Consider the following 19,489-nt stretch of genomic DNA (forward strand, 5'->3'; position numbering starts at 1 on the left):
CGCCTTGAGGTCCACGCTCGCCTTGAATTCCTTGTTCGCCTTGAGGTCCACGCTCCCCCTGAATTCCTTGTTCGCCTTGAGGTCCACGTTCACCTTGAATTCCTTGTTCGCCTTGAGGTCCTTGTTCGCCTTGAGGTCCTTGTTCGCCTTGAATTCCTTGTTCGCCCTGAGAGCCTTGTTCGCCTTGAGGTCCACGTTCGCCTTGAATTCCTTGTTCGCCTTGAGGTCCTTGTTCGCCTTGAGGTCCACGTTCGCCTTGAATTCCTTGTTCGCCTTGAATTCCTTGTTCGCCTTGAATTCCTTGTTCGCCTTGAATTCCTTGTTCGCCCTGAGGTCCTTGCTCGCCTTGAGGTCCTTGCTCGCCCTGAGGTCCTTGCTCGCCTTGAGGTCCTTGCTCGCCTTGAGGTCCTTGTTCGCCTTGAGGTCCACGTTCGCCTTGGGGCCCTTGCTCACCTTGAGGCCCATATTCGCCTTGAGGTCCACGTTCGCCTTGGGGCCCTTGCTCACCTTGAGGCCCATATTCGCCTTGAGGTCCACGTTCGCCTTGAATTCCTTGTTCACCTTGAGGCCCAATCATTCCAACTGGTGCAATTTGTAGTAAGGTAATTTGTAAATTCTTTATTTGTTCGATGATTTTTTGGGACATATGATGATTAAGTCTAAATAACTTAGTGATATACAGTGAAAAGTTGAGTAAGTTTTGTAATTCAATATAAGTTGCATTTGCTACAAAAGGTTCATTATCTAAAATCGTCATTAAATTTTCGGCAATTGCAATACCAGTTTCTCGTTGTGTTAGTGATAAGTTTAAACGTTCCAGGAACCCTTTTATTATTTCTAATAGGTTAGTAAGTTCTTTTATGTTAGAATGTGTTGGATTAGAAAATACAATCGGAATAATATCAGTTAAATCGCTTAAGGTATCAGAAAAAAGATTCGCGTATAATTCAGGGATAGGGGTATAATGGACAGCTGGAATACGGCGAGGTTGTGTTGGGAAATAAGGTTTTGAACTCTTTTTCGAAGTATCGTTAAAGTGTGACATTAAAATGCTCCTTTCTAATGGGGATGGTTAAAAACCTATCATAGTAGATGCAAGTTAAATGTAAAAAGGAATAGGGAAACGGGCTGTTTATATAAAAAATAGTAAAAACGCCTATTTATGAGGCGTTTTCTTTTTGTTTTGCATATTGATAATACCTTTTTAAGGAAATTTTCGATTTAAAACCAACACGTTTCATAATTTCTTGTTCTGGGGTGTGTTGTTCAATTAATCGTAAAATAAAGGTATTTCGAAAATGTTGACTGGAAATTCCTTTACGTAAATTTGCTCTAGCTACCTCAAGGCGAATCATTTTTTGGACTGCTATTTCTGTTAATGCTTTTGGAGCATCATTTTCGTACACCCACCGATATGTATTACGATTGAAATCGAATGCTACAAACAGCGGGTCATCACTATGGTATTTGGGACGAACTGGCTCAGGAATTGTTTTGTAATAATTATATAGTTGCTTTTTGTCTTCGTCAGTCAATTGAATGGTTCTTTCAACACCTGCTACTGCTGGAATGGAAATTGTATTCGTTTCAAAATGAACGTGATGCATATTTAATGATACAAGTTCTTGTAGGGATAGGCCGTAATCGATGAGTAAATTAACAATAGAAATATTACGATCCATTAGTAATGGACGGACAGGGCGTTGTTTCTCTGATAATCCCTCTAATGAGGTTAGAATATGTTTTAAGCGTTTTTCATCATCTTTTGAAATGAAGTCCTCATCACGTAACGCGCGATTAGGTTGGATGACGAGTTCCATGTCTTTTAATGGGTTTGGGAGATTTAAAAACTGGTATAGTCTATTTAAGACAATAAATACACGGTGCATTGTTTTTTCAGAGTAATGTCGTTTCTTTTTTAAGTCGGAAAAATAATCTTCGTAGTCTTTTGTACAAAGTGTATCCCATATATTACTAGAGGAAAGTTTTTTGTTTTTTTCTAACCAATGCCCGAAATCTTCAATATCATAGACGTAACGTTTGATAGTTGAAGGTTTTCGACCTTGATTTAATAAAAAGGAAGAAAAAGCTTGTACTGTATCGTGAAGTTCCCGTGTTTCCATATTCCCACCACCCTGTTTTTTCTTATATTATAGCAAATTTTTTCTGAAAATAGTTATTTGTAGGGGAAGTGGAAATATTAATAATATTATTTGGTGAGTTGATAAAAAGAGGTGATTGTATGGAACAATCGATGCGAAAGAAAAATAATAATCAAATTAATATCGTGTTAAATCACCGAAAAAAAATTTCAGTACCTGCTACAGAAAATAAATCGGTAATTTCACAGGAAACGTCTACGAAGCATGAGATGCTACAGCGAATCGAAGAGGAAATGGGTAAACTTGTTGGAATGGACGATATAAAAAAAATAATAAAAGAAATTTATGCATGGATTTATGTGAATAAGAAAAGACAAGAAATTGGTTTAAAATCAGAAAAGCAAGTGCTTCATATGTTATTTAAGGGGAATCCAGGAACGGGAAAAACAACTGTTGCAAGAATGATTGGGAAATTATTATTTGAAATGAACATTTTATCAAAAGGGCATTTGGTCGAGGCGGAACGTGCAGATCTCGTGGGAGAATATATTGGGCATACAGCACAAAAAACAAGAGATTTAATTAAAAAAGCTATGGGAGGAATATTGTTCATTGATGAAGCGTATTCACTAGCACGTGGTGGAGAGAAAGACTTTGGAAAAGAAGCGATTGATACGCTTGTCAAACATATGGAAGATAAGCAACATGGATTTGTGTTGATTTTAGCTGGATATTCAAGAGAGATGAATCATTTTCTTTCTTTAAATCCAGGTTTACAATCGCGTTTTCCGTTTATTATTGAATTTACGGATTATACAGTGAATGAGTTACTCGAAATTGGAAAGAGAATGTATGATGAAAGAGAATATCAGTTATCAAAAGAGGCGGAGTGGAAATTCCGTGATCATTTACATGCGGTGAAATACTCTTCGCAAATTACATCATTTAGTAATGGGCGCTATGTCCGAAATATTGTTGAGAAATCTATTCGGACACAAGCGATGCGCTTATTGCAAGAGGATGCATACGATAAGTATGATTTAATTGGGATATCAAGCAGTGATTTAACGCTTGAAGAAGAGACGCACAGTTCATAAACTGTGCGTTTATTTTGTATGGAAAATGTAATGCATCATGTTTTATTTTGTATTTTTTGTTTTTGCTCGTTGTTCTAATTTGCTTTTGGGGCTTGTATCAGCTACATCTGATGCAAGTCCTTGTGGATTAACGCTACTACTTTGTCCGCGGTTGCGGTTATTATTTCCTTTTGCCATTCTTTATCACCTCTATTCTTCTTTAGCTTTTTGTTGATATGCCCTATGATATCGCTCCATCTTTTTGCTTTTTTCATGGGCGGATTTTGGATCGAAGCTAATTTGGTTGATTGAACTTTTTTGAGCTCCTTTATTTACGTGGTTTGTCACTATGTTCACCTCTCTTTAAGATTTAGTATGGACACTATAGACAGAAAAACACGTTAGAAAAGAAAAAACCCTTTACGACCTGTAAAGGGATGAAGTTGCTATTTATGAAGAGAACGCTCCTTGTTATCTAAGCGTCTGTGTGGTAAATGCCATTTGTAATGAATAGAGATCATACGGAAGCAAACAATTAAAATGAATAAACTGTACAAAGCCCAATCGCTAACAACGATTTTGGCACCGATTAAAAATCCTGCTAAAATCGTCCAAAATGCATATACTTCGGCGCGAAGGACAAGAGGTTTACGGCGTGCTAATAAATCACGAATGATACCGCCTCCAATTCCTGTTAAAACAGATGCGACAATGGTAGCGCTAATAGGTAAGTTGAGCTTTTGTGCATAAAGCGCTCCTTGTACAGCGAATGCCGATAAGCCGATGGCATCCGTAATGTTCTCCCAGCGTTTCCAATGTGTAATTAATTTATTTGGAAATAGAAAGATAATCGTCATTGACAAGAGTGCGATTTGAAATAACATGTCTTGTTGCCAAAAAGCGACGATTGGATAACCGATTAATAAGTTGCGAAGGGCACCTCCCCCAAATGCGGTTGCCATTCCTAAAATATATACCCCAAAAATATCGTAATCTTCTTCCATTGCAACAATCGCTCCGCTAAGTGCGAAGGCAATTGTACCAATGATGCTAAAAATCTCCCATGCCATGAATTTTCTCCCCCGCTAACTAGATGAAATGTGCTTCCTCTGCTATTATATTAGAAGGTTTAAATTTCGAAAAGGATGAGTGAATATATTTGATGGAAGAAAAAGAAAAAGTCATATTAGTTGGCTGTCAATTGCCGCAAGATGATGATGAGCGGTTTATGCATTCCATGAAAGAGCTTGCGTCGCTTGCGAAGACAGCTCGTGCGGAGGTTTTGGTATCTACAACGCAAAAACGTCCTAAGTTTCATCCTGCTACATACATAGGTAAGGGGAAATTAGAAGAACTTGCAGCGCTGACGGAAGAATTAGAACCGGCAGTTATTATATTTAATAATGAGTTAACACCTAGTCAAATTCGTAATTTATCTTCTGTATTAGATGCAAGGGTAATTGATCGAACGCAACTGATATTGGATATTTTTGCTCAACGTGCGAAATCAAGAGAGGGGAAGCTTCAAGTTGAATTAGCCCAGCTACAATATACAATGCCGCGTCTTATGGGACAGGGGCTAGCGTTATCGCGTCTTGGTGGCGGGATTGGTACGAGAGGTCCTGGTGAAACGAAGTTGGAAACAGATCGTCGTCATATTCGCTCTCGTATTGATGAAATTAAGAAACAGCTAGCGGTTGTTGTGGAGCACCGGAAAAGGTATCGAGAGCGCCGAAAAGATAACCAAGTATTTCAAGTTGCATTAATCGGATATACGAATGCTGGGAAATCAACGTTGTTTAACAGATTAACAGAAGCCGATACGTTTGAAGAAAATTTGCTGTTTGCGACGTTAGATCCAACGACAAGAAAGATGCAATTGCCTTGTGGATATACTGTATTGCTAACTGATACGGTAGGATTTATTCAAGACTTGCCGACATCATTGATCGCAGCATTTCGCTCTACATTGGAAGAAGCAGGTGAAGCGGATGTGATCTTGCATGTCGTTGATTCTGCAGATCCGAATTATGTAGGTCATGAACAGACGGTGAAAAAATTACTACAAGATCTTGAAATTGATCATATTCCAATTATTACGGTCTACAATAAGAAGGATCAATTACATCAAAATTTTATCCCATTTCCAAAAAGTGATTTTCTTATGACAAGTGCTTTTGAGGAAGTAGATTTATTACACTTGAAAGAATCGGTAGAGATGAAGATGATGGAAGAGATGGAAGCGTATAAGGCTATGATTCCTCCAAGTGAAGGTAGATTACTAACACTTTTAAAAACAGAAACAGTATTAACTAGGATGGAATTCAAAGAAAATGAATTTTTGTATGAATGTACAGGTTATATATTTGCTCATTCACCGTTGAATGGGCAGTTAAAAAGATTTTTACTGGAAAAAGGAGAAGAGAATAAAAATGTTTGATCGTTTGAAAAATGGAGAAAGAATCGCTCCTATTGTAGAAGAAGTAGAAGAACAAATTACAGGTGTACATAACCGCATTGATGCAGTGATTGAAAGTAATCAATTTCGCGTATTAGAAAGTTTTCGTGAGCATAAAATTAGTGATTCACACTTTATCCCAACGACAGGGTATGGCTATGATGATATCGGTCGTGACACATTAGAAAAAGTGTATGCTGACGTATTTGGAGCGGAGACAGGACTTGTTCGTCCACAAATTATTTCAGGTACACATGCGATTTCGACAGCTTTATTTGGTATTTTGCGACCTGGTGACGAGTTGTTATATATAACAGGAAAACCGTATGACACGTTAGAAGAGATTGTTGGTGTGCGTGGTAAAGGTGTTGGTTCTTTTAAAGAATATAACATTGGTTACAATGCTGTACCGTTAACAGTAGAAGGACGAGTTGATTTTAAAGCTGTAGAAGCGGCAATTCATGAAAATACGAAAATGATTGGGATTCAGCGTTCAAAAGGGTATGCGACTCGTCCGTCATTTACAATTACAGAAATTAAAGAGATGATCTCGTTTGTAAAAGAGATTAAGTCAGATGTTGTTGTGTTTGTTGATAACTGCTACGGAGAGTTTGTGGAAGAATTAGAGCCGTGTCACGTTGGAGCAGATTTAATGGCAGGATCGCTTATTAAAAATCCAGGCGGCGGAATTGTGAAAACAGGTGGTTATATTGTTGGGAAAGAGCAGTTTGTAGAAGCTTGTGCGTATCGTTTAACGTCTCCGGGTATTGGAGCAGAAGCAGGTGCGTCTTTATATAGCTTACAAGAAATGTATCAAGGTTTTTTCTTAGCCCCTCATGTTGCTGGTCAAGCCTTAAAAGGAGCGGTCTTTACAGCTGCATTTTTAGAAAAGTTAGGAATGAATACATCGCCAACTTGGAATGCTGCACGAACAGATTTAATTCAGTCTGTCCAATTTGATGACAAGGAGCGCATGGTTGCGTTTTGTCAAGCGATTCAATATGCGTCTCCGATTAATTCACACTTTACACCGTATCCAAACTATATGCCAGGTTATGAAGATGATGTCATCATGGCTGCGGGTACTTTTATTCAAGGTGCAAGTATTGAGCTATCAGCAGACGGTCCAATTCGTCCGCCGTATGTTGCTTATGTACAAGGTGGATTAACGTATTCTCATGTGAAGATTGCAATTTGTTCTGCAATTGATGCGCTGATTGAAAAAAATCTATTAACAATTTCGTAAAAGGGAAGCTGTCGATTTCGGCAGCTTTTTTGTATGGAAGAAGGTATTTATACCATTTTAAGAAGGAATGAAAAAATTATAAAAAAATCATGTAAGAAAAGCTAACATCTGTTGACATTAAACATAACATGATATAGAATGAGAGACAGTTAAGGCGAAGGAGGAACTGAAACAATGAAAGAAGATAGACGTTCTGCCCCGCTGTTTCCTATTGGTATTGTAATGGATTTAACACAACTATCTGCTCGTCAAATTCGCTATTATGAAGAGCACAATTTAATTTTCCCAACCCGTACAAAGGGAAATCGTAGATTGTTTTCATTTAACGATGTAGATAAGTTGTTAGAAATTAAAGATTTGTTAGATCAAGGCTTAAATATGGCTGGTATTAAACAAGTATTGCAAATGAAAGAAAATCAAACAGAAGCAGTGAAAGTAAAAGAAGAAACAAAAGAAATTTCAAAATCTGAGCTTCGTAAAATTCTTCGTGATGAACTGCAACATACAGGCAGATTTAATCGAACTTCATTACGACAAGGTGATATTTCAAGATTTTTTCACTAGGGATAACTGATTCTGAAGGTGTTTAGAGGGACTAAGGAGGAATTTATAATGGCAAAGTACACAAAAGAAGATATTTTCCGTTTAGCGAAAGAAGAGAATGTAAAGTATATCCGTTTACAATTTACGGACCTTTTAGGGATTATTAAAAACGTAGAGATTCCAGTTAGTCAGTTAACAAAAGCTCTAGATAACAAAATGATGTTTGATGGATCTTCAATTGAAGGATTTGTTCGTATTGAAGAGTCTGACATGTACCTATATCCAGACTTAGATACTTGGGTAGTATTCCCTTGGACTGCTGAAAAAGGTAAAGTAGCTCGCTTGATTTGCGATATCTACAATGCTGATGGTACTCCGTTTGAAGGTGACCCACGTAATAACTTAAAACGTATGTTAAAAGAAATGGAAGCACTAGGGTTTACAGAATTCAACCTTGGACCGGAACCAGAATTCTTCTTATTCAAAGTTGACGAAAAAGGAAATCCAACATTAGAACTAAACGATAACGGTGGATACTTCGACCTTGCGCCGATGGATCTAGGGGAAAACTGTCGTCGTGATATCGTTCTTGAACTTGAAGAAATGGGCTTTGAAATTGAAGCATCTCACCATGAAGTTGCTCCAGGGCAACACGAAATTGATTTCAAATATGCAAATGCACTTCGTTCATGTGATGATATTCAAACATTTAAGCTTGTTGTTAAAACAATTGCTCGTAAACACGGCTTACATGCAACGTTTATGCCAAAACCATTATTCGGTGTGAACGGTTCTGGTATGCACTGTAACTTGTCATTATTTAAAAATGGAGAAAACGTATTCTATGATCAAAACGGTGAATTACAATTAAGTGATGATGCACGCCACTTCATCGCTGGTATCCTAAACCACGCACCAGCATTTACAGCGGTAGCTAACCCAACTGTAAACTCTTACAAACGTTTAGTACCTGGATACGAAGCACCTTGTTATGTAGCGTGGTCTGCACAAAACCGTAGCCCGTTAGTACGTATTCCAGCATCTCGCGGTATTAGTACACGTGTAGAAGTACGTAGTGTTGACCCAGCTGCAAACCCATATTTAGTAATGGCAACATTATTAGCAGCAGGTCTTGACGGAATTAAAAATAAATTAACTCCGCCAGCTGCAGTAGATCGTAACATCTATGTAATGACAAAAGAAGAGCGTGAAGAAGCAGGTATTGTTGACTTACCAGCAACGTTAGCGCAAGCATTAGTTACATTACAATCTGATGAAGTGGTATGTGGCGCATTAGGCGAACACTTACTTGAGCACTTCATCGAAGCGAAAGAAATTGAGTGGGATATGTTCCGCACGCAAGTTCACCAATGGGAACGCGATCAATATATGACTCTTTACTAAGAGTGTAAAGCCTTGATACTACTGGTATCAAGGCTTTTTTATTTTAGTGTAAAAAACAACGAGTTCATTATAAAATGAAAAGCAGCCGCAAAACAGCCACAAAAAATCCAAAAAAATTTTATCCTAATACATCATTCATATATTCTTCGAATTCAGAAATAGAATCCTTGTGTATCTTATCGCTAATATGAGAATACACATTAGAAGTAATCTCGATACTTTTGTGTCCTAATCTATCTTGAATGAATTTCATACTTGCACCGGAGTCTAATAAAAGAACCGCGTGGGTGTGTCGGAGTGAATGGATTTCTAATCTAGGCAGATTTGCTTTTTTTAGTATGCGTGAAAATGCATTGAACAATGTTGACTTCGGTAAGAACTTTCCATCAACTCTTGAAAATACTAAGTCTAATTCATGTTCATATGCTTCTTGTAAAACAAGCTTATTGGCATTCTGCCACTTTTTATGTGCCAAAGGAAAAAGCTACCTCTTAAAATGAACTGCACCTCCGGTTGTTAGACACAGCCTAACAATCGGAGGTACAGTTCAGAGGAGCTGGCGTTTTTAGTTTAAACTAGTTTATTCATTATTGAGTAGGATGACTTATGTTTAAAAAGATTACACAATAAATTCAAGTTGTTCTAGAAAATCTATATTATCCTTATTTAAACTAAGCCTCAAATCCAATTACTATCCATTCATCAACTAGGTCCCAAAAATTAATATTATATCTAGGCTCTTTATTCGTCCACCATAAAGTCGCATTATCATTATTAGAATTCTTATAATCTACTGCAACATAACCACCCATACCATTTGTGAAGAAACCAAAAGTAGTTTGTAAGTCAATTTGTAAAGGCTCTTCTAACTCTTCGATAATACCCCATTCATCATCATCAAAAAAAGTTACATTTTCTAAAGGAACTAAACCCATAGATTGGCTCGCATAATAATAGAAACCATTATGAACAGCTTGATAAAAATTTCGTATTGTTGAAGGAAACTTATCCCAGGATTTTTCTAATTCTTCATTATTAAACTCATCTTTGGGATTTCTTCCCTCATAATATCGAATTTCACCATTATCTGTTTTAATAGTGTATAAAATCGAATATCTACCGTTTATATCCATGAGCTCTACTTCTTCAAGATGCTTAGACAAATAAGAAATAGTGTTTCTTAATTCCACTCCTACGTGCTCTTTCCATATCGATAAAATAATCTCAATTCTCTTGTCTACGTTTTCTTCTTGAAACAATTCATACCATGAATTTGGTATTTTCCCACAATCAAGTTTATTAATTTCATGGCATGATATAAGTTGTGGGTTTCTTTCATATTTTCTTAAATATTCAAGTTTTTGTTCCATACTACTATGTCATCTCCTTTATTTATCTATATCCTTTTTTATTTTCTTCAGCAAAATCATCAATTTGTTTTTGTAATTTCATTTCTAATTCTTTTTCTTTCCTTATCATTTCTTCTCTAAACTTAGGGTCAAATTCAATATTTTCTTTCTTATAAAAGGTAAAACATATTATGTAACTTCGAATGAAGCCTATGTAAACGTCTATTAACCTAGCAACAGCATGAAAAAGAAACCGATTCCTACTAAAGAGTCGGTTTCTTAGAATTATTATGTCAAATGTTTAATGATGATAAATATTACACGATAAACTCAAAATATTCCGAAAAGTAAATGTTATTCATGTTTTCTATACCACCATTTTCTTCTATGTGAACATATATTTTGTGAATGCATTTATATAATAAGGAAATATGTTTCTCAGGCATATCATCTAGTAAAATAAATGCTTCATTACGGCTAGTTGCATTCTTTACAACTTTAAAATTCCATCTACTATAAAGCTCTGGATTTAACATACAAGATTCCGTATCTGGACCGAAACTGTAAATTACATTTTCTTTATCCTCATTCTCTTTCATTATTGCTATTAGTGGATATCTCCCCATTTTTCTCAGCACTCCTTAATCAAAAACTTTATCAAGAGGAATTTTTAAATGCTCATCAAAAGGTATCATTGGTTCGACTTCAGGTGAATCCCATGGACGTCCTGAATCAACTGTCTTACGATGTGCTGTTACATAATCAGTTTTAAAAATTCCTTCAAATCGAGATTCAAAGTATTCATGTTTAAGTAATTGTTGCAATTTGGATTGTATCCGAAGCATTTCTCATCTGCGTAGCGATTTGTTGTGCCGCTTGAAAATTACTTTGAAATTGTCCCATCGCATAAACCCTTTCTATATTTCTATGAACGTATTAAGGAGGGGAGTGCCTAGTATGTATGTCCATTATCCTACTGTTCTTCATAGGAATCCTCCTGGAAAAATATTACGGATTTAATTATAACAATAATTGGATATGTTTTCCTTAAAAAATTCCTTTTTATAACATGTGTGTATTTACAATCTTCAGTTGAGAGCGGAGAGTTCATAATGAGAGAAAGGGCTTTGCCAGGAATGAAATGATAGATAAAGAGATTAGATATGGCTTGAATAGTAGAGATGAGTATAGTATTTATAATCGATGCAAAAGTAACTGTAAATGGATCATCGCAATACAAAGTACACAACATTAAGGGCAAAACATACTATATTACTGCAAATGAAGCTTATGTATATGTGAAGTAAGAGTTGCAAAAGAGTATCCACTTAAATAATAATTTTTAATTTAAATCCACAAAAGAGATCTCGAATGTGAGGTCTCTTTTGTGGATTATTCTCCATTTGTAACGTTCTCTTATTCGTGTCTAATTTTTTTGGTTCACTTCATGCTGTTTATTATGGTTTGGCTTTTATAACATTTTACAATGATTTTGGTGGAAGTTATAAATAGTCTCTACCTATTAATATTGTATAATTCAATAAATTTGTTAAGACTGTCTTCTAATCTTTTAATTGTGTTTGGATACTTTTTTGAATAACCCTCACACATTTTTTTCAAATAATGATAAAGTGTTTGATAATCAATTATTATCTCATCACCACTGTATAATGCAAATTCTACACCTTCAAATGAATCTCCATTGGCAATATCATACTCATCCAAATCTCCTGGAAAAGTACATGCGCCATATTCCTCTCCAAATCCTACTCCTTCACAAACTGAATTTATTACTCTTAAAAATCTTTCATCATCCACCATATTAAACACTGCTTGTATAGGGAAATGAGTTGAATCTAGTAAATCCTCATCTTTTAATCTAAATTCTCTTTGCATACATATTTATCCTCGTATCTCTTTAATTTATTCTGGAAAAAAAGAAGAGATTTCTCTATCTTTATGGTATCCTCTCCAAGTTATCCCTTTACTGTCAACACCTGTCCATTCTCTTGAAAGAACTCCATCACTAGTTTTTAATTTAGCGTCATTAGCTGCTTCAATTCCACGGCTGACAAATTCCTTATCACTTATAATTTTAGGATCATAAATGGTTTTTGTGAATACTTTATTTCCATACTCTCCTGTAGGAGTGCTATCCATATTTAGCTTAGGCATATTGTATTCTACTGTTTTTACACCTGGAATTTTTGAAGGTGACTCACGGACTATTTTTTATATCGTTTTTAAAGAACTCTTCACTGTTGTGTGCTCCACCAATACCTCTCCTTCTTGGAACAGCTGGGACTATGTTTTTAATGTGAATGTTCGTTAATTTAACAAAAAAGACCGCCTTTTACGGGCGGTCGATTTTTCTTATTAAGTGTTTTTTAATGCTTGTTTTAGCGTTTTACCTATTTGTTCAAGCCATTCTAATGGTGTTATTTCTAATCCTTCAAAATATATTCCATCTGCAGAAAACTGTATGTACTCATTTTTTTCTTTATCACTATAATCACTTTGAATAAATTCAGCTAGAAAAATAATAGCGTCTTGTAAATATTCCGTACTTTCTTCTTGAAGTAACTCTTGGAGTGCTTCTTCATAAAATGTATCTTGATGAAATGTTGCTGCTAAGAACTGATAAACCGGATCTTCTAGATTTTTTTTTAATAGCATATATTTCTTTCCTCCTATTAGTCAACTGGATAACCTGTTAAAATAAAATTTCTATTGCCGTCTTTTCTGCAAAGGAAGAGTTGCAAAAGAGCATCCACTTAAAGGATGCTCTTTTGTATAATATATTCTTTACAGTTTCCTCATTGATTCTATTTAAGTTACTATACTCATTTATCCAGAAAGTTTGAAAGACATTTATCCAATCAAGGTTATTTAAGAATTATTTATTTTCTTATCTTATCTTATCTAGTTTCAACTAATAATAATTTTATTTCCACAATGTAGAGGTAATTTGTTTTAAATGAAATTCAATATATTCAATAACTTCTTTATAATTATCAGATGTAAATTCGTGAATTGGGTTTTCGCAATCCATGTTTTTCATAATTAAAACTAGGTAATTACCATCGGGGGAAATATCAGGGTTCCAACCGAGATCCAATGTAATCGATGATTTCTCATGATAAAGCTGCAACAAACTTTCAGTAAACATAAACCAGCAATCGTCATCGGGTTCCAAATTTCGCGGATCTATTTCAACAAAATTGTTATAGTTCACTTTCCATCCTTCTGTTATCCTCAAGGGATGAATATTTACTTTAGGAACATCTAACTTAACAGATTTTCTCATAATCATAACCTCTTTCACAATTTCTAGTCACTTAATCTAATTTTCTTAAATATTTATTTAACCTTTCTCCAGCGATTGGATGTCCATGATACACATTTCCACTTGTAAGTTCTGCTCTAATCCAACTAGTTGGATTACCATTATCATAACCGATAACTTTTCCCGTATCATAAATGAAATAGTAATTATTATTACCATTATCAATTATATGCCCTTTTATCAGTGCTTCTTTTTCTATTACCTTATTATTTGCACTCGGTAAATATTGAGCATGCCTTTTACCTGTTTCACTAAATTTTTTTGCTTCTTCAGAAGTTCTAGCCTTTAGATGTTTATTATCATGAGGAGAGTAATTTGCATTATTTATCTTGGTTCTAAAATCTTTTCTACCATAGTAACTATCATGAGCTATTTCATCATGCTTTTTTGAGATATTAGGTTTAGTAGAACCGGTAGTATTAGTAGCGTTATTAGTCTTTGCAAAATTATAATAGGCTTGATTTAGTTCGCTTTGAGGTATCTTGGTTATGATATTTCCACCAGAGAAAGCAAAAGAAACATCTTTCTTAAAAGATTGTAAAATATCGTTTGCTTGCTTCAAGTCTTTTATTAGCGCTACTCCTTTAGATAATGTACTTGCTCCACCTGCTCCTTTTGTGACGAGGCCTGCTTTACCTAGTCCCTTATCGAGAATTAGACCGATAGCTATTTGTGTTAATCCATAAGTAGTCCATTGCGTACGGCTCTCTGCATCTCCATCTAATATATCTCGTTTCGTAGTACTTGAAAAAGTCAGTGCTAATACGACTTGAATTCTCCGGATTATTATTGGGCAATTGTCACTGGTTTAATTGGATTATTACTGAAGGGTGGAATGTAATATGTCAAAAGAGAATATCAAAAAAAGATTCCGCAACTGGAAAACATGGGTTGCGGTTTTTTTTATTGGTTGGATTCTTATTTACGAGATTTGGTATGCCAGAAGCAAAGAGTTTTTTAGATGAATTAGCGCCTTATTTGTTATCAGTTGGTATCACATTAGGCATTTGATCAGACTATAAAATGAAATCTGAATATACTAATAAAAAAGGAGGTGTTGAATAATGGGTTATATTGTAGACATTTCTAAATGGAATGGCAATATTAACTGGTCAGTTGCGGCTCCACAGCTTGATTGGGTTATTGCCCGTGTACAAGATGGTTCAACCTATGTAGACCCAATGTACAAGTCGTATGTAGCTTCTATGAAGAATCATGGTGTGCCATTTGGGAATTACGCGTTCTGCCGCTTCGTTTCTGTAGAAGATGCGAAAGTAGAGGCAAGGGACTTTTGGAACCGCGGTGATAAATCTGCTACGGTTTGGGTTGCTGATGTAGAAGTGAAAACAATGACTGATATGAGAGCGGGAACACAAGCTTTCATCGATGAGTTACGTCGCTTAGGCGCTAAGAAGGTTGGGTTATATGTCGGCCATCATATGTACAAGCCATTTGGCATGGATAAAGTGAATGTAGACTTTGTATGGATCCCTCGCTACGGTGGAAACAAACCCGCGTATCCATGTGATATTTGGCAATACACTGAAACAGGACATGTTCCTGGCATTGGTAAATGTGATTTGAATCAATTAGTTGGAGATAAACCGCTTTCTTGGTTTACAGGAGAGAATACAAGTAATAACCAACAAAATGGTATTGGTATCGCAGTTTCTAAGTATCCTGTTGGTTATGGAGTTAATCTTTATAACGCACCGGATGGTCATTTTACTGGTGAATCAATTAAAGATAAAACACCATATTTAATTCTTGAAGGTGCTTGGTATGGTGGAGATAAAAACATGCTTTGCTTAGGTTGGGAACAATGGGTTCCACAGGAACATGTTAACGTTCAATGGTTTAAGGCATACTCAAAATATCCCCCTGGATACGGTATTAATACGTATAATGCGCCAAATGGTGATTTCACTGGAAATGTCGATGGATCAATTCCGTATGATATTTATTCCCGTAAAGATGGATGGATTGATCTTGGACAAAGTACATTTGTGAAAGAAGAACATTTTGATATTAGATAAAAGAAAAAGCCGGCTCTTATGAAGTGACCCCAAAAAGTTAGACAGAAAAATTAAGCGGCTGATTGGATATGAGTCCGGTATTGAACTGGACTCATTCCGTTTAACTTTGCTTTAATTCTTTTGTGGTTGTAATAATGAATATAATTCTCTAATTCTACCTTTTTTCTAAAGAAGTTAGGTGGGAGATAGACTGCCCGTAACGGCCCGATTGGTGAGAGCTAATAATCAGTGGGGGATGAGGAAAACCCCCACTGATTAAAGTTTCACTTTATTGTTTGTTTAATGTTCTATTAAATTGGATAAAGGAATTTCCTGTTCATTTTGCGGCTCGCTAAGAGGATAAATTCTAGCTGTTTCGTTATTTTCATCTACATTTTGAATGTAGATTGGAATTCCATTATAGGTTACATTAGCCATAACAGGTGAAGCCGCAATCTCTTGTGCTCGTTGTGTATTCATGATAATGACCTCCTTTTGACTTATAACAATCATAATATTTACTTTGAACTACTTAATTATTCTTATTATTTAATGGTAAGTGAATAGAGAATTAATAGGTATTAATTTTGATTTTAAACATATAAGTGTATAAAGTTTATCTGTATGGACAAGGAGTGAGTAGAATGAACAGGGTAGGGAAAGCTGATTTTGTTTCAGGGTTTGTACCGAATCATAATCATGGATCAGTTGATTATACATCTGTCGATGCGGGCCATGTACATCAATGTTTAGATGTAACCTCTCCACCAATTCAAACGCAGGATGGGCATATACACTATACAGAAGGATATGTAGTATTTGAAGATGGACATACTCATTATTATAAGGCATACTCAGGACCAGCTATTCCAGTTGGAGATGGAATGCATGTGCATTATTACGATTTTTATACAACAGAAGATAATGGACATAAGCATCGTATAAGAGGAGTGGATCAGCCTGCTCCAGGTAATAAATAGGTAAAGGAAAGTTCACATGTCAGCAGAATGTGAGCTTTTTTATTATATATACTGTTTTTAAAAACAGTATATATGGAATTTGAGTTGTTGTTTTTTGGTATAGTAAATATTACTAATTCATATACATAATATAGTATGAATGCTCTTAAGGGCATTAGGGGGGATTTTAATGACTAACGGGCAACAACAACCTATTCCTGGTCACTTTGTTATGGATACACAGCGGGCTATGTTGCTTCCGCCGGAATTGAAAGCTGCACCTTCTGAATCATTAACAGAACAATTATTTATTGAAAGGTCCTTAACTGAAAATCGATTTTGGTTACGGATTATGAAGGAGCATGCGCTCTTTCTTAGTGAAGGGTTTAATCGGAAAGATAAAAATCTAATTCAGCAAGTAGAGCAGTTTTTTCAGCTTTTTGATCGACATTTACAAAAAGCATTCTCTATTCCTCAAACTGTTCAAGCAGTCAGGCAATTAAACGAAGAAAGTATTCAGCTCGTTTATGCTTTTCGTAATTATAAAAGAAACCTTTTAATTTTAATTATTAATTGTAAGGTAAGTGGTTTCAATTTTCCGTTATTAGTAGATCATATTGCACGAGAAGCGGAATATTTTATAAGAACACTTCAGAAATTTAATGAAGGAAAAATGGATCCAATTCAAGATGCGATAATTAGTGAAAATGTGTTTTGGCTAAGAATTATGATGGAGCACTCTCGTTTTATTGCCTCGCTGCTTGATCAATCAGAGCGAAATTTAGTTCATACTGCTTCGAAATTTGGTGATGATTTTGAGGTTCTTCTTGGTCAAGCGAGGGATGTTGAATCTATGTTATATCAGAAACAGCCGACATATCCGATTATTGGAAAATTAAATAAAGATAGTGAAAATGCTACAGTTGAATTGAGGAATTTCAAAAAAGCTGGATTAGAGCTTATCCAAACATGTCAAATTAAAAGTGTAATTAATCCGTTATTAGCTGACCATGTTGTAAGAGAAGCTGAGCATTTCTTATTTATGATTCATGTGTTGGAAGAAAGGTTGAAACAAAAACAGATGCAACAGTCGATGGGATAAGTGCTTTATTATCATGGTAGATACATAATAGAGCCTATAGATTTCGAAGAATTCTATTTAATAGTTTATTTTTTTATCATGAGAAGGTCGGTAATTTCTATTCTAAGGAATTATCGGCCTTTTCTGTATGCTCGCCTTTCTTCATAAATATAGACTGTACGAAAGTGGATGATCCAACTTCGTATCAAGTTTCACACAATATACAAAAAATAACTAATTACACTGTGATAATATTAGTAATGGAATAATATGAATTTAGAACGTAACGGAGATGATAAAATATGACGACGTGGTTTGTAGTTATGTTAATTCTTTTCGGTGCTTTTAAAATAATAGTGGCGAGTATACCAACTTCTGTTGTAGAGTCTATTATTAGTAGATTTGAACTGCATCCGCAACTTAATAATGAGGCTGTTACTGTAACTGTCGATGGAAAACGCTTAGAAGGTGAAGAGAAAATTCAAATTGTTGATTATTTTAACGAAGCGATATTTTTAGAAAAATATTATTTTCCTCCACAAAGCAGTGGGACGCCATTGATCATCGATACTAAGAGGGGAAAAAACGATGTTAGGTTTTCTGTGTACAGTTACGATGATCACGTTGATGTAGTCAAGCAGTATAAGAAGAAAGTAGTCGCGTATAGTCTGCGTTCCAAAAGCCTTCAAAACTATTCTCTTTTAGTAACGGGAAATTTAGCTTAAAGAGATCATTAAAGAAACTGTTTAAACATATTATAAATACTGATAAGTTAATTTTAAAATGATATTACATATGAAACGGTATATTTAGGAGGAGAATTAGGGATATATCTCTGATGTAGTTATGTTAGGACATAACAATCTATAAAAAATATGATTGATCACGGTTTTTCCTGTAGTTAGGGGGGATCGTGATTTTTTAATTAGTTGGGTATAAAATGGTTTTTAATAGACAACAGTACCTTGCAATAAACAATAGTAAATGGTATATTATGGGTAACGCAAGTACCTTGTATTGAGTGGTACTGATTGGAAAGGAGGATTGTCTTTGAACGTCCAGTTTAAAAAAGGTGTGCTAGAGCTGTGTGTACTGGCGCTTGTCAAACGAAAAGATTGCTACGGTTATGAACTCGTTCAGCAAATCTCCAATAAATTTTTAATATCGGAAGGGTCAGTATACCCATTATTACGTCGTTTAACAAAAGAGGGATATTTTCAAACGTATTTAAAAGAATCAACAGAAGGACCACCACGTAAATATTATCAATTAACGACTCAAGGAGAAGCGCAACTTCATTTACTTGTAACGGAGTGGCGTGATTTTGCTAAAGGGGTACAAGAAATTATTGAAGAGGTGTAATGAGATGAACAAAGAACAGTTTCTTCGAGAATTATCGGGACATCTTAGAAAGGTACCAGAAGAAGAAAGACGTGATATTTTATATGATTATGAGGAGCACTTCCAATTTGGATTAGAGGAAGGGAAGACAGAGGCTGAAATTATAAAAGGACTTGGTTCACCAAAAGCAATTGCGAAAGAGATGTTGGCATTATATCGTTTTGATGAGATGAAGAAAGATCCGTCTGCTTCGAATATAACAAGAGCTGTAATGGCGGCAATTGGTCTTAGTTTATTAAACTTTATTATTGTATTAGGACCTTTAATTGCAATCGTAAGTTTTATATTTTCCCTTTGGGTTGGAGGCGCGGTCTCGATTGTGGCGCCATTGCTAGTAGTGATTAAGATACTAACGGGTACATTCTTATGGCTTGATATATTTGTTTCTATTACATTTGTTGGAGTTGGATTATTGTTATGTATAGTTGCTTACTACTGTACAAAAGGGTTTAAAAATTTTTGTGTGGGCTATGTCAATTGGAATCTCAAAATGATTAAAGGGGAATAGA

The 19,489-nt window shown here is 35.4% G+C and carries 23 protein-coding genes and 5 pseudogenes; 12 read left to right on the plus strand and 16 right to left on the minus strand.

Translation table 11 applies throughout. The features are described from left to right. Together KFD70_RS16015 and KFD70_RS16020 are read right to left on the minus strand one after the other, a co-directional pair. On the minus strand, positions 1-1,045 hold a 1,045-nt coding region (locus KFD70_RS16015; RefSeq protein WP_431613238.1), incomplete at its 3' end, for a collagen-like repeat preface domain-containing protein. A gap of 115 nt (positions 1,046-1,160) precedes the next feature. After that, complete coding sequence (locus tag KFD70_RS16020; protein ID WP_336453119.1) at positions 1,161-2,123, minus strand: tyrosine-type recombinase/integrase; 963 nt, start codon at positions 2,121-2,123, stop codon at positions 1,161-1,163. A 119-nt stretch (positions 2,124-2,242) separates the two neighbouring features. Here KFD70_RS16020 and spoVK point away from each other — a divergent pair, with 119 nt between their 5' ends. Further along, positions 2,243-3,199 (plus strand): stage V sporulation protein K, encoded by a 957-nt coding sequence (spoVK, locus tag KFD70_RS16025; RefSeq protein ID WP_336453118.1) that lies wholly within the window; start codon positions 2,243-2,245, stop codon positions 3,197-3,199. Positions 3,200-3,241: 42 nt separating this feature from the next. On the opposite strand, the gene KFD70_RS16030 is transcribed toward spoVK, so the two are convergent. Continuing rightward, positions 3,242-3,376 carry a hypothetical protein gene (locus KFD70_RS16030; protein WP_001051869.1) on the minus strand — a complete coding sequence of 45 codons (135 nt, stop codon included), beginning with the start codon at positions 3,374-3,376 and terminating at the stop codon, positions 3,242-3,244. 248 nt (positions 3,377-3,624) lie between these two features. Continuing rightward, on the minus strand, positions 3,625-4,248 hold the full coding sequence (locus KFD70_RS16035) for a trimeric intracellular cation channel family protein (protein WP_336453117.1): 624 nt from the start codon (positions 4,246-4,248) through the stop codon (positions 3,625-3,627). A 92-nt stretch (positions 4,249-4,340) separates the two neighbouring features. On the opposite strand from KFD70_RS16035, the gene hflX reads away from it, so the two are divergent. The 4 genes from hflX to glnA all read left to right on the plus strand — a co-directional run bounded on the left by hflX (position 4,341) and on the right by glnA (position 8,829). Continuing rightward, complete coding sequence (gene hflX, locus KFD70_RS16040) at positions 4,341-5,618, plus strand: GTPase HflX (protein ID WP_336453116.1); 1,278 nt, start codon at positions 4,341-4,343, stop codon at positions 5,616-5,618. Then, positions 5,611-6,882: a methionine gamma-lyase family protein gene (locus KFD70_RS16045; protein ID WP_336453115.1), complete on the plus strand. Its 1,272-nt coding sequence runs from the start codon at positions 5,611-5,613 to the stop codon at positions 6,880-6,882. Before hflX ends, KFD70_RS16045 begins: the two co-directional genes overlap by 8 nt. A 174-nt stretch (positions 6,883-7,056) precedes the next feature. Continuing rightward, complete coding sequence (gene glnR, locus KFD70_RS16050) at positions 7,057-7,446, plus strand: transcriptional repressor GlnR (protein ID WP_002014475.1); 390 nt, start codon at positions 7,057-7,059, stop codon at positions 7,444-7,446. 48 nt (positions 7,447-7,494) lie between these two features. After that, positions 7,495-8,829 (plus strand): type I glutamate--ammonia ligase, encoded by a 1,335-nt coding sequence (gene glnA, locus KFD70_RS16055; RefSeq protein ID WP_336453114.1) that lies wholly within the window; start codon positions 7,495-7,497, stop codon positions 8,827-8,829. Positions 8,830-8,947: 118 nt separating this feature from the next. Here glnA and KFD70_RS16060 read toward each other — a convergent pair. From KFD70_RS16060 to KFD70_RS16080, 5 genes and pseudogenes are all read right to left on the minus strand, one after another. Beyond that, a pseudogene (locus KFD70_RS16060) lies at positions 8,948-9,304 on the minus strand (tyrosine-type recombinase/integrase); the annotation flags it as partial. Positions 9,305-9,500: 196 nt separating this feature from the next. Then, positions 9,501-10,199 carry an SMI1/KNR4 family protein gene (locus KFD70_RS16065; protein WP_431613239.1) on the minus strand — a complete coding sequence of 233 codons (699 nt, stop codon included), beginning with the start codon at positions 10,197-10,199 and terminating at the stop codon, positions 9,501-9,503. Between the two features lie 296 nt (positions 10,200-10,495). Continuing rightward, positions 10,496-10,804 carry a hypothetical protein gene (locus tag KFD70_RS16070; protein ID WP_431613240.1) on the minus strand — a complete coding sequence of 103 codons (309 nt, stop codon included), beginning with the start codon at positions 10,802-10,804 and terminating at the stop codon, positions 10,496-10,498. Positions 10,805-10,819: 15 nt separating this feature from the next. Then, on the minus strand, positions 10,820-11,002 hold the full coding sequence (locus KFD70_RS16075; RefSeq protein ID WP_431613241.1) for a hypothetical protein: 183 nt from the start codon (positions 11,000-11,002) through the stop codon (positions 10,820-10,822). After that, a pseudogene (locus tag KFD70_RS16080) lies at positions 10,995-11,081 on the minus strand (TIGR04197 family type VII secretion effector); the annotation flags it as partial. The pseudogene KFD70_RS16080 and the gene KFD70_RS16075, both read right to left, overlap by 8 nt. A gap of 290 nt (positions 11,082-11,371) precedes the next feature. On the opposite strand from KFD70_RS16080, the pseudogene KFD70_RS16085 reads away from it, so the two are divergent. Continuing rightward, positions 11,372-11,485 (plus strand): annotated as a pseudogene (locus KFD70_RS16085) (N-acetylmuramoyl-L-alanine amidase); the annotation flags it as partial. A gap of 208 nt (positions 11,486-11,693) precedes the next feature. Here KFD70_RS16085 and cdiI read toward each other — a convergent pair. The 5 genes and pseudogenes from cdiI to KFD70_RS16110 all read right to left on the minus strand — a co-directional run. Continuing rightward, the gene (cdiI, locus tag KFD70_RS16090) at positions 11,694-12,074 is read right to left on the minus strand and encodes a ribonuclease toxin immunity protein CdiI (protein WP_431613242.1); all 381 of its coding nucleotides are present in this window, start codon (positions 12,072-12,074) and stop codon (positions 11,694-11,696) included. Positions 12,075-12,101: 27 nt separating this feature from the next. Further along, positions 12,102-12,353 (minus strand): CdiA family toxin C-terminal domain-containing protein, encoded by a 252-nt coding sequence (locus KFD70_RS16095; protein WP_336453111.1) that lies wholly within the window; start codon positions 12,351-12,353, stop codon positions 12,102-12,104. A 201-nt stretch (positions 12,354-12,554) separates the two neighbouring features. Beyond that, complete coding sequence (locus tag KFD70_RS16100; protein WP_336453110.1) at positions 12,555-12,854, minus strand: contact-dependent growth inhibition system immunity protein; 300 nt, start codon at positions 12,852-12,854, stop codon at positions 12,555-12,557. A 268-nt stretch (positions 12,855-13,122) separates the two neighbouring features. Beyond that, positions 13,123-13,485, minus strand: coding sequence for a hypothetical protein (locus KFD70_RS16105; RefSeq protein WP_336453109.1), 363 nt, complete (start codon positions 13,483-13,485; stop codon positions 13,123-13,125). A gap of 31 nt (positions 13,486-13,516) precedes the next feature. Then, positions 13,517-14,278: pseudogene (locus KFD70_RS16110) on the minus strand (cytoplasmic protein); the annotation flags it as partial. Positions 14,279-14,588: 310 nt separating this feature from the next. Here KFD70_RS16110 and KFD70_RS16115 point away from each other — a divergent pair. Then, the gene (locus KFD70_RS16115) at positions 14,589-15,560 is read left to right on the plus strand and encodes a glycoside hydrolase family 25 protein (RefSeq protein ID WP_336453108.1); all 972 of its coding nucleotides are present in this window, start codon (positions 14,589-14,591) and stop codon (positions 15,558-15,560) included. Between the two features lie 50 nt (positions 15,561-15,610). Here KFD70_RS16115 and KFD70_RS16120 read toward each other — a convergent pair. Both KFD70_RS16120 and KFD70_RS16125 read right to left on the minus strand, forming a co-directional pair. After that, a pseudogene (locus KFD70_RS16120) lies at positions 15,611-15,712 on the minus strand (IS3 family transposase); the annotation flags it as partial. Between the two features lie 127 nt (positions 15,713-15,839). Then, the gene (locus KFD70_RS16125; RefSeq protein WP_336453107.1) at positions 15,840-16,019 is read right to left on the minus strand and encodes a small acid-soluble spore protein H; all 180 of its coding nucleotides are present in this window, start codon (positions 16,017-16,019) and stop codon (positions 15,840-15,842) included. Positions 16,020-16,183: 164 nt separating this feature from the next. Here KFD70_RS16125 and KFD70_RS16130 point away from each other — a divergent pair, with 164 nt between their 5' ends. The 5 genes from KFD70_RS16130 (at position 16,184) to KFD70_RS16150 (ending at position 19,488) form a co-directional block, all read left to right on the plus strand. Then, positions 16,184-16,519 (plus strand): YmaF family protein, encoded by a 336-nt coding sequence (locus tag KFD70_RS16130; protein WP_241816275.1) that lies wholly within the window; start codon positions 16,184-16,186, stop codon positions 16,517-16,519. Positions 16,520-16,688: 169 nt separating this feature from the next. Continuing rightward, positions 16,689-17,600 carry a DUF2935 domain-containing protein gene (locus tag KFD70_RS16135; RefSeq protein WP_336453106.1) on the plus strand — a complete coding sequence of 304 codons (912 nt, stop codon included), beginning with the start codon at positions 16,689-16,691 and terminating at the stop codon, positions 17,598-17,600. Between the two features lie 281 nt (positions 17,601-17,881). Next, complete coding sequence (locus KFD70_RS16140; protein WP_336453105.1) at positions 17,882-18,304, plus strand: YfmQ family protein; 423 nt, start codon at positions 17,882-17,884, stop codon at positions 18,302-18,304. A 325-nt stretch (positions 18,305-18,629) separates the two neighbouring features. Then, complete coding sequence (locus tag KFD70_RS16145) at positions 18,630-18,941, plus strand: PadR family transcriptional regulator (RefSeq protein ID WP_336453104.1); 312 nt, start codon at positions 18,630-18,632, stop codon at positions 18,939-18,941. A 4-nt stretch (positions 18,942-18,945) separates the two neighbouring features. Continuing rightward, positions 18,946-19,488 carry a DUF1700 domain-containing protein gene (locus tag KFD70_RS16150; protein ID WP_336453103.1) on the plus strand — a complete coding sequence of 181 codons (543 nt, stop codon included), beginning with the start codon at positions 18,946-18,948 and terminating at the stop codon, positions 19,486-19,488. Position 19,489: the final 1 nt, after the last annotated feature.

This window comes from Bacillus pfraonensis, assembly GCF_050768835.1.
Lineage (GTDB): Bacteria > Bacillota > Bacilli > Bacillales > Bacillaceae_G > Bacillus_A > Bacillus_A pfraonensis.

What these genes read in the sequence shown, in the direction of transcription:
- KFD70_RS16020 (WP_336453119.1), bottom strand. Translation starts at nt 2,123, where the DNA reads ATGGAAACACGGGAACTTCACGATACAGTACAAGCTTTTTCTTCCTTT.
- spoVK (WP_336453118.1), top strand. Translation starts at nt 2,243, where the DNA reads ATGGAACAATCGATGCGAAAGAAAAATAATAATCAAATTAATATCGTG.
- KFD70_RS16030 (WP_001051869.1), bottom strand. Translation starts at nt 3,376, where the DNA reads ATGGCAAAAGGAAATAATAACCGCAACCGCGGACAAAGTAGTAGCGTT.
- KFD70_RS16035 (WP_336453117.1), bottom strand. Translation starts at nt 4,248, where the DNA reads ATGGCATGGGAGATTTTTAGCATCATTGGTACAATTGCCTTCGCACTT.
- hflX (WP_336453116.1), top strand. Translation starts at nt 4,341, where the DNA reads ATGGAAGAAAAAGAAAAAGTCATATTAGTTGGCTGTCAATTGCCGCAA.
- KFD70_RS16045 (WP_336453115.1), top strand. Translation starts at nt 5,611, where the DNA reads ATGTTTGATCGTTTGAAAAATGGAGAAAGAATCGCTCCTATTGTAGAA.
- glnR (WP_002014475.1), top strand. Translation starts at nt 7,057, where the DNA reads ATGAAAGAAGATAGACGTTCTGCCCCGCTGTTTCCTATTGGTATTGTA.
- glnA (WP_336453114.1), top strand. Translation starts at nt 7,495, where the DNA reads ATGGCAAAGTACACAAAAGAAGATATTTTCCGTTTAGCGAAAGAAGAG.
- KFD70_RS16065 (WP_431613239.1), bottom strand. Translation starts at nt 10,199, where the DNA reads ATGGAACAAAAACTTGAATATTTAAGAAAATATGAAAGAAACCCACAA.
- KFD70_RS16070 (WP_431613240.1), bottom strand. Translation starts at nt 10,804, where the DNA reads ATGGGGAGATATCCACTAATAGCAATAATGAAAGAGAATGAGGATAAA.
- cdiI (WP_431613242.1), bottom strand. Translation starts at nt 12,074, where the DNA reads ATGCAAAGAGAATTTAGATTAAAAGATGAGGATTTACTAGATTCAACT.
- KFD70_RS16095 (WP_336453111.1), bottom strand. Translation starts at nt 12,353, where the DNA reads ATGCCTAAGCTAAATATGGATAGCACTCCTACAGGAGAGTATGGAAAT.
- KFD70_RS16100 (WP_336453110.1), bottom strand. Translation starts at nt 12,854, where the DNA reads ATGCTATTAAAAAAAAATCTAGAAGATCCGGTTTATCAGTTCTTAGCA.
- KFD70_RS16105 (WP_336453109.1), bottom strand. Translation starts at nt 13,485, where the DNA reads ATGAGAAAATCTGTTAAGTTAGATGTTCCTAAAGTAAATATTCATCCC.
- KFD70_RS16115 (WP_336453108.1), top strand. Translation starts at nt 14,589, where the DNA reads ATGGGTTATATTGTAGACATTTCTAAATGGAATGGCAATATTAACTGG.
- KFD70_RS16125 (WP_336453107.1), bottom strand. Translation starts at nt 16,019, where the DNA reads ATGAATACACAACGAGCACAAGAGATTGCGGCTTCACCTGTTATGGCT.
- KFD70_RS16130 (WP_241816275.1), top strand. Translation starts at nt 16,184, where the DNA reads ATGAACAGGGTAGGGAAAGCTGATTTTGTTTCAGGGTTTGTACCGAAT.
- KFD70_RS16135 (WP_336453106.1), top strand. Translation starts at nt 16,689, where the DNA reads ATGACTAACGGGCAACAACAACCTATTCCTGGTCACTTTGTTATGGAT.
- KFD70_RS16140 (WP_336453105.1), top strand. Translation starts at nt 17,882, where the DNA reads ATGACGACGTGGTTTGTAGTTATGTTAATTCTTTTCGGTGCTTTTAAA.
- KFD70_RS16150 (WP_336453103.1), top strand. Translation starts at nt 18,946, where the DNA reads ATGAACAAAGAACAGTTTCTTCGAGAATTATCGGGACATCTTAGAAAG.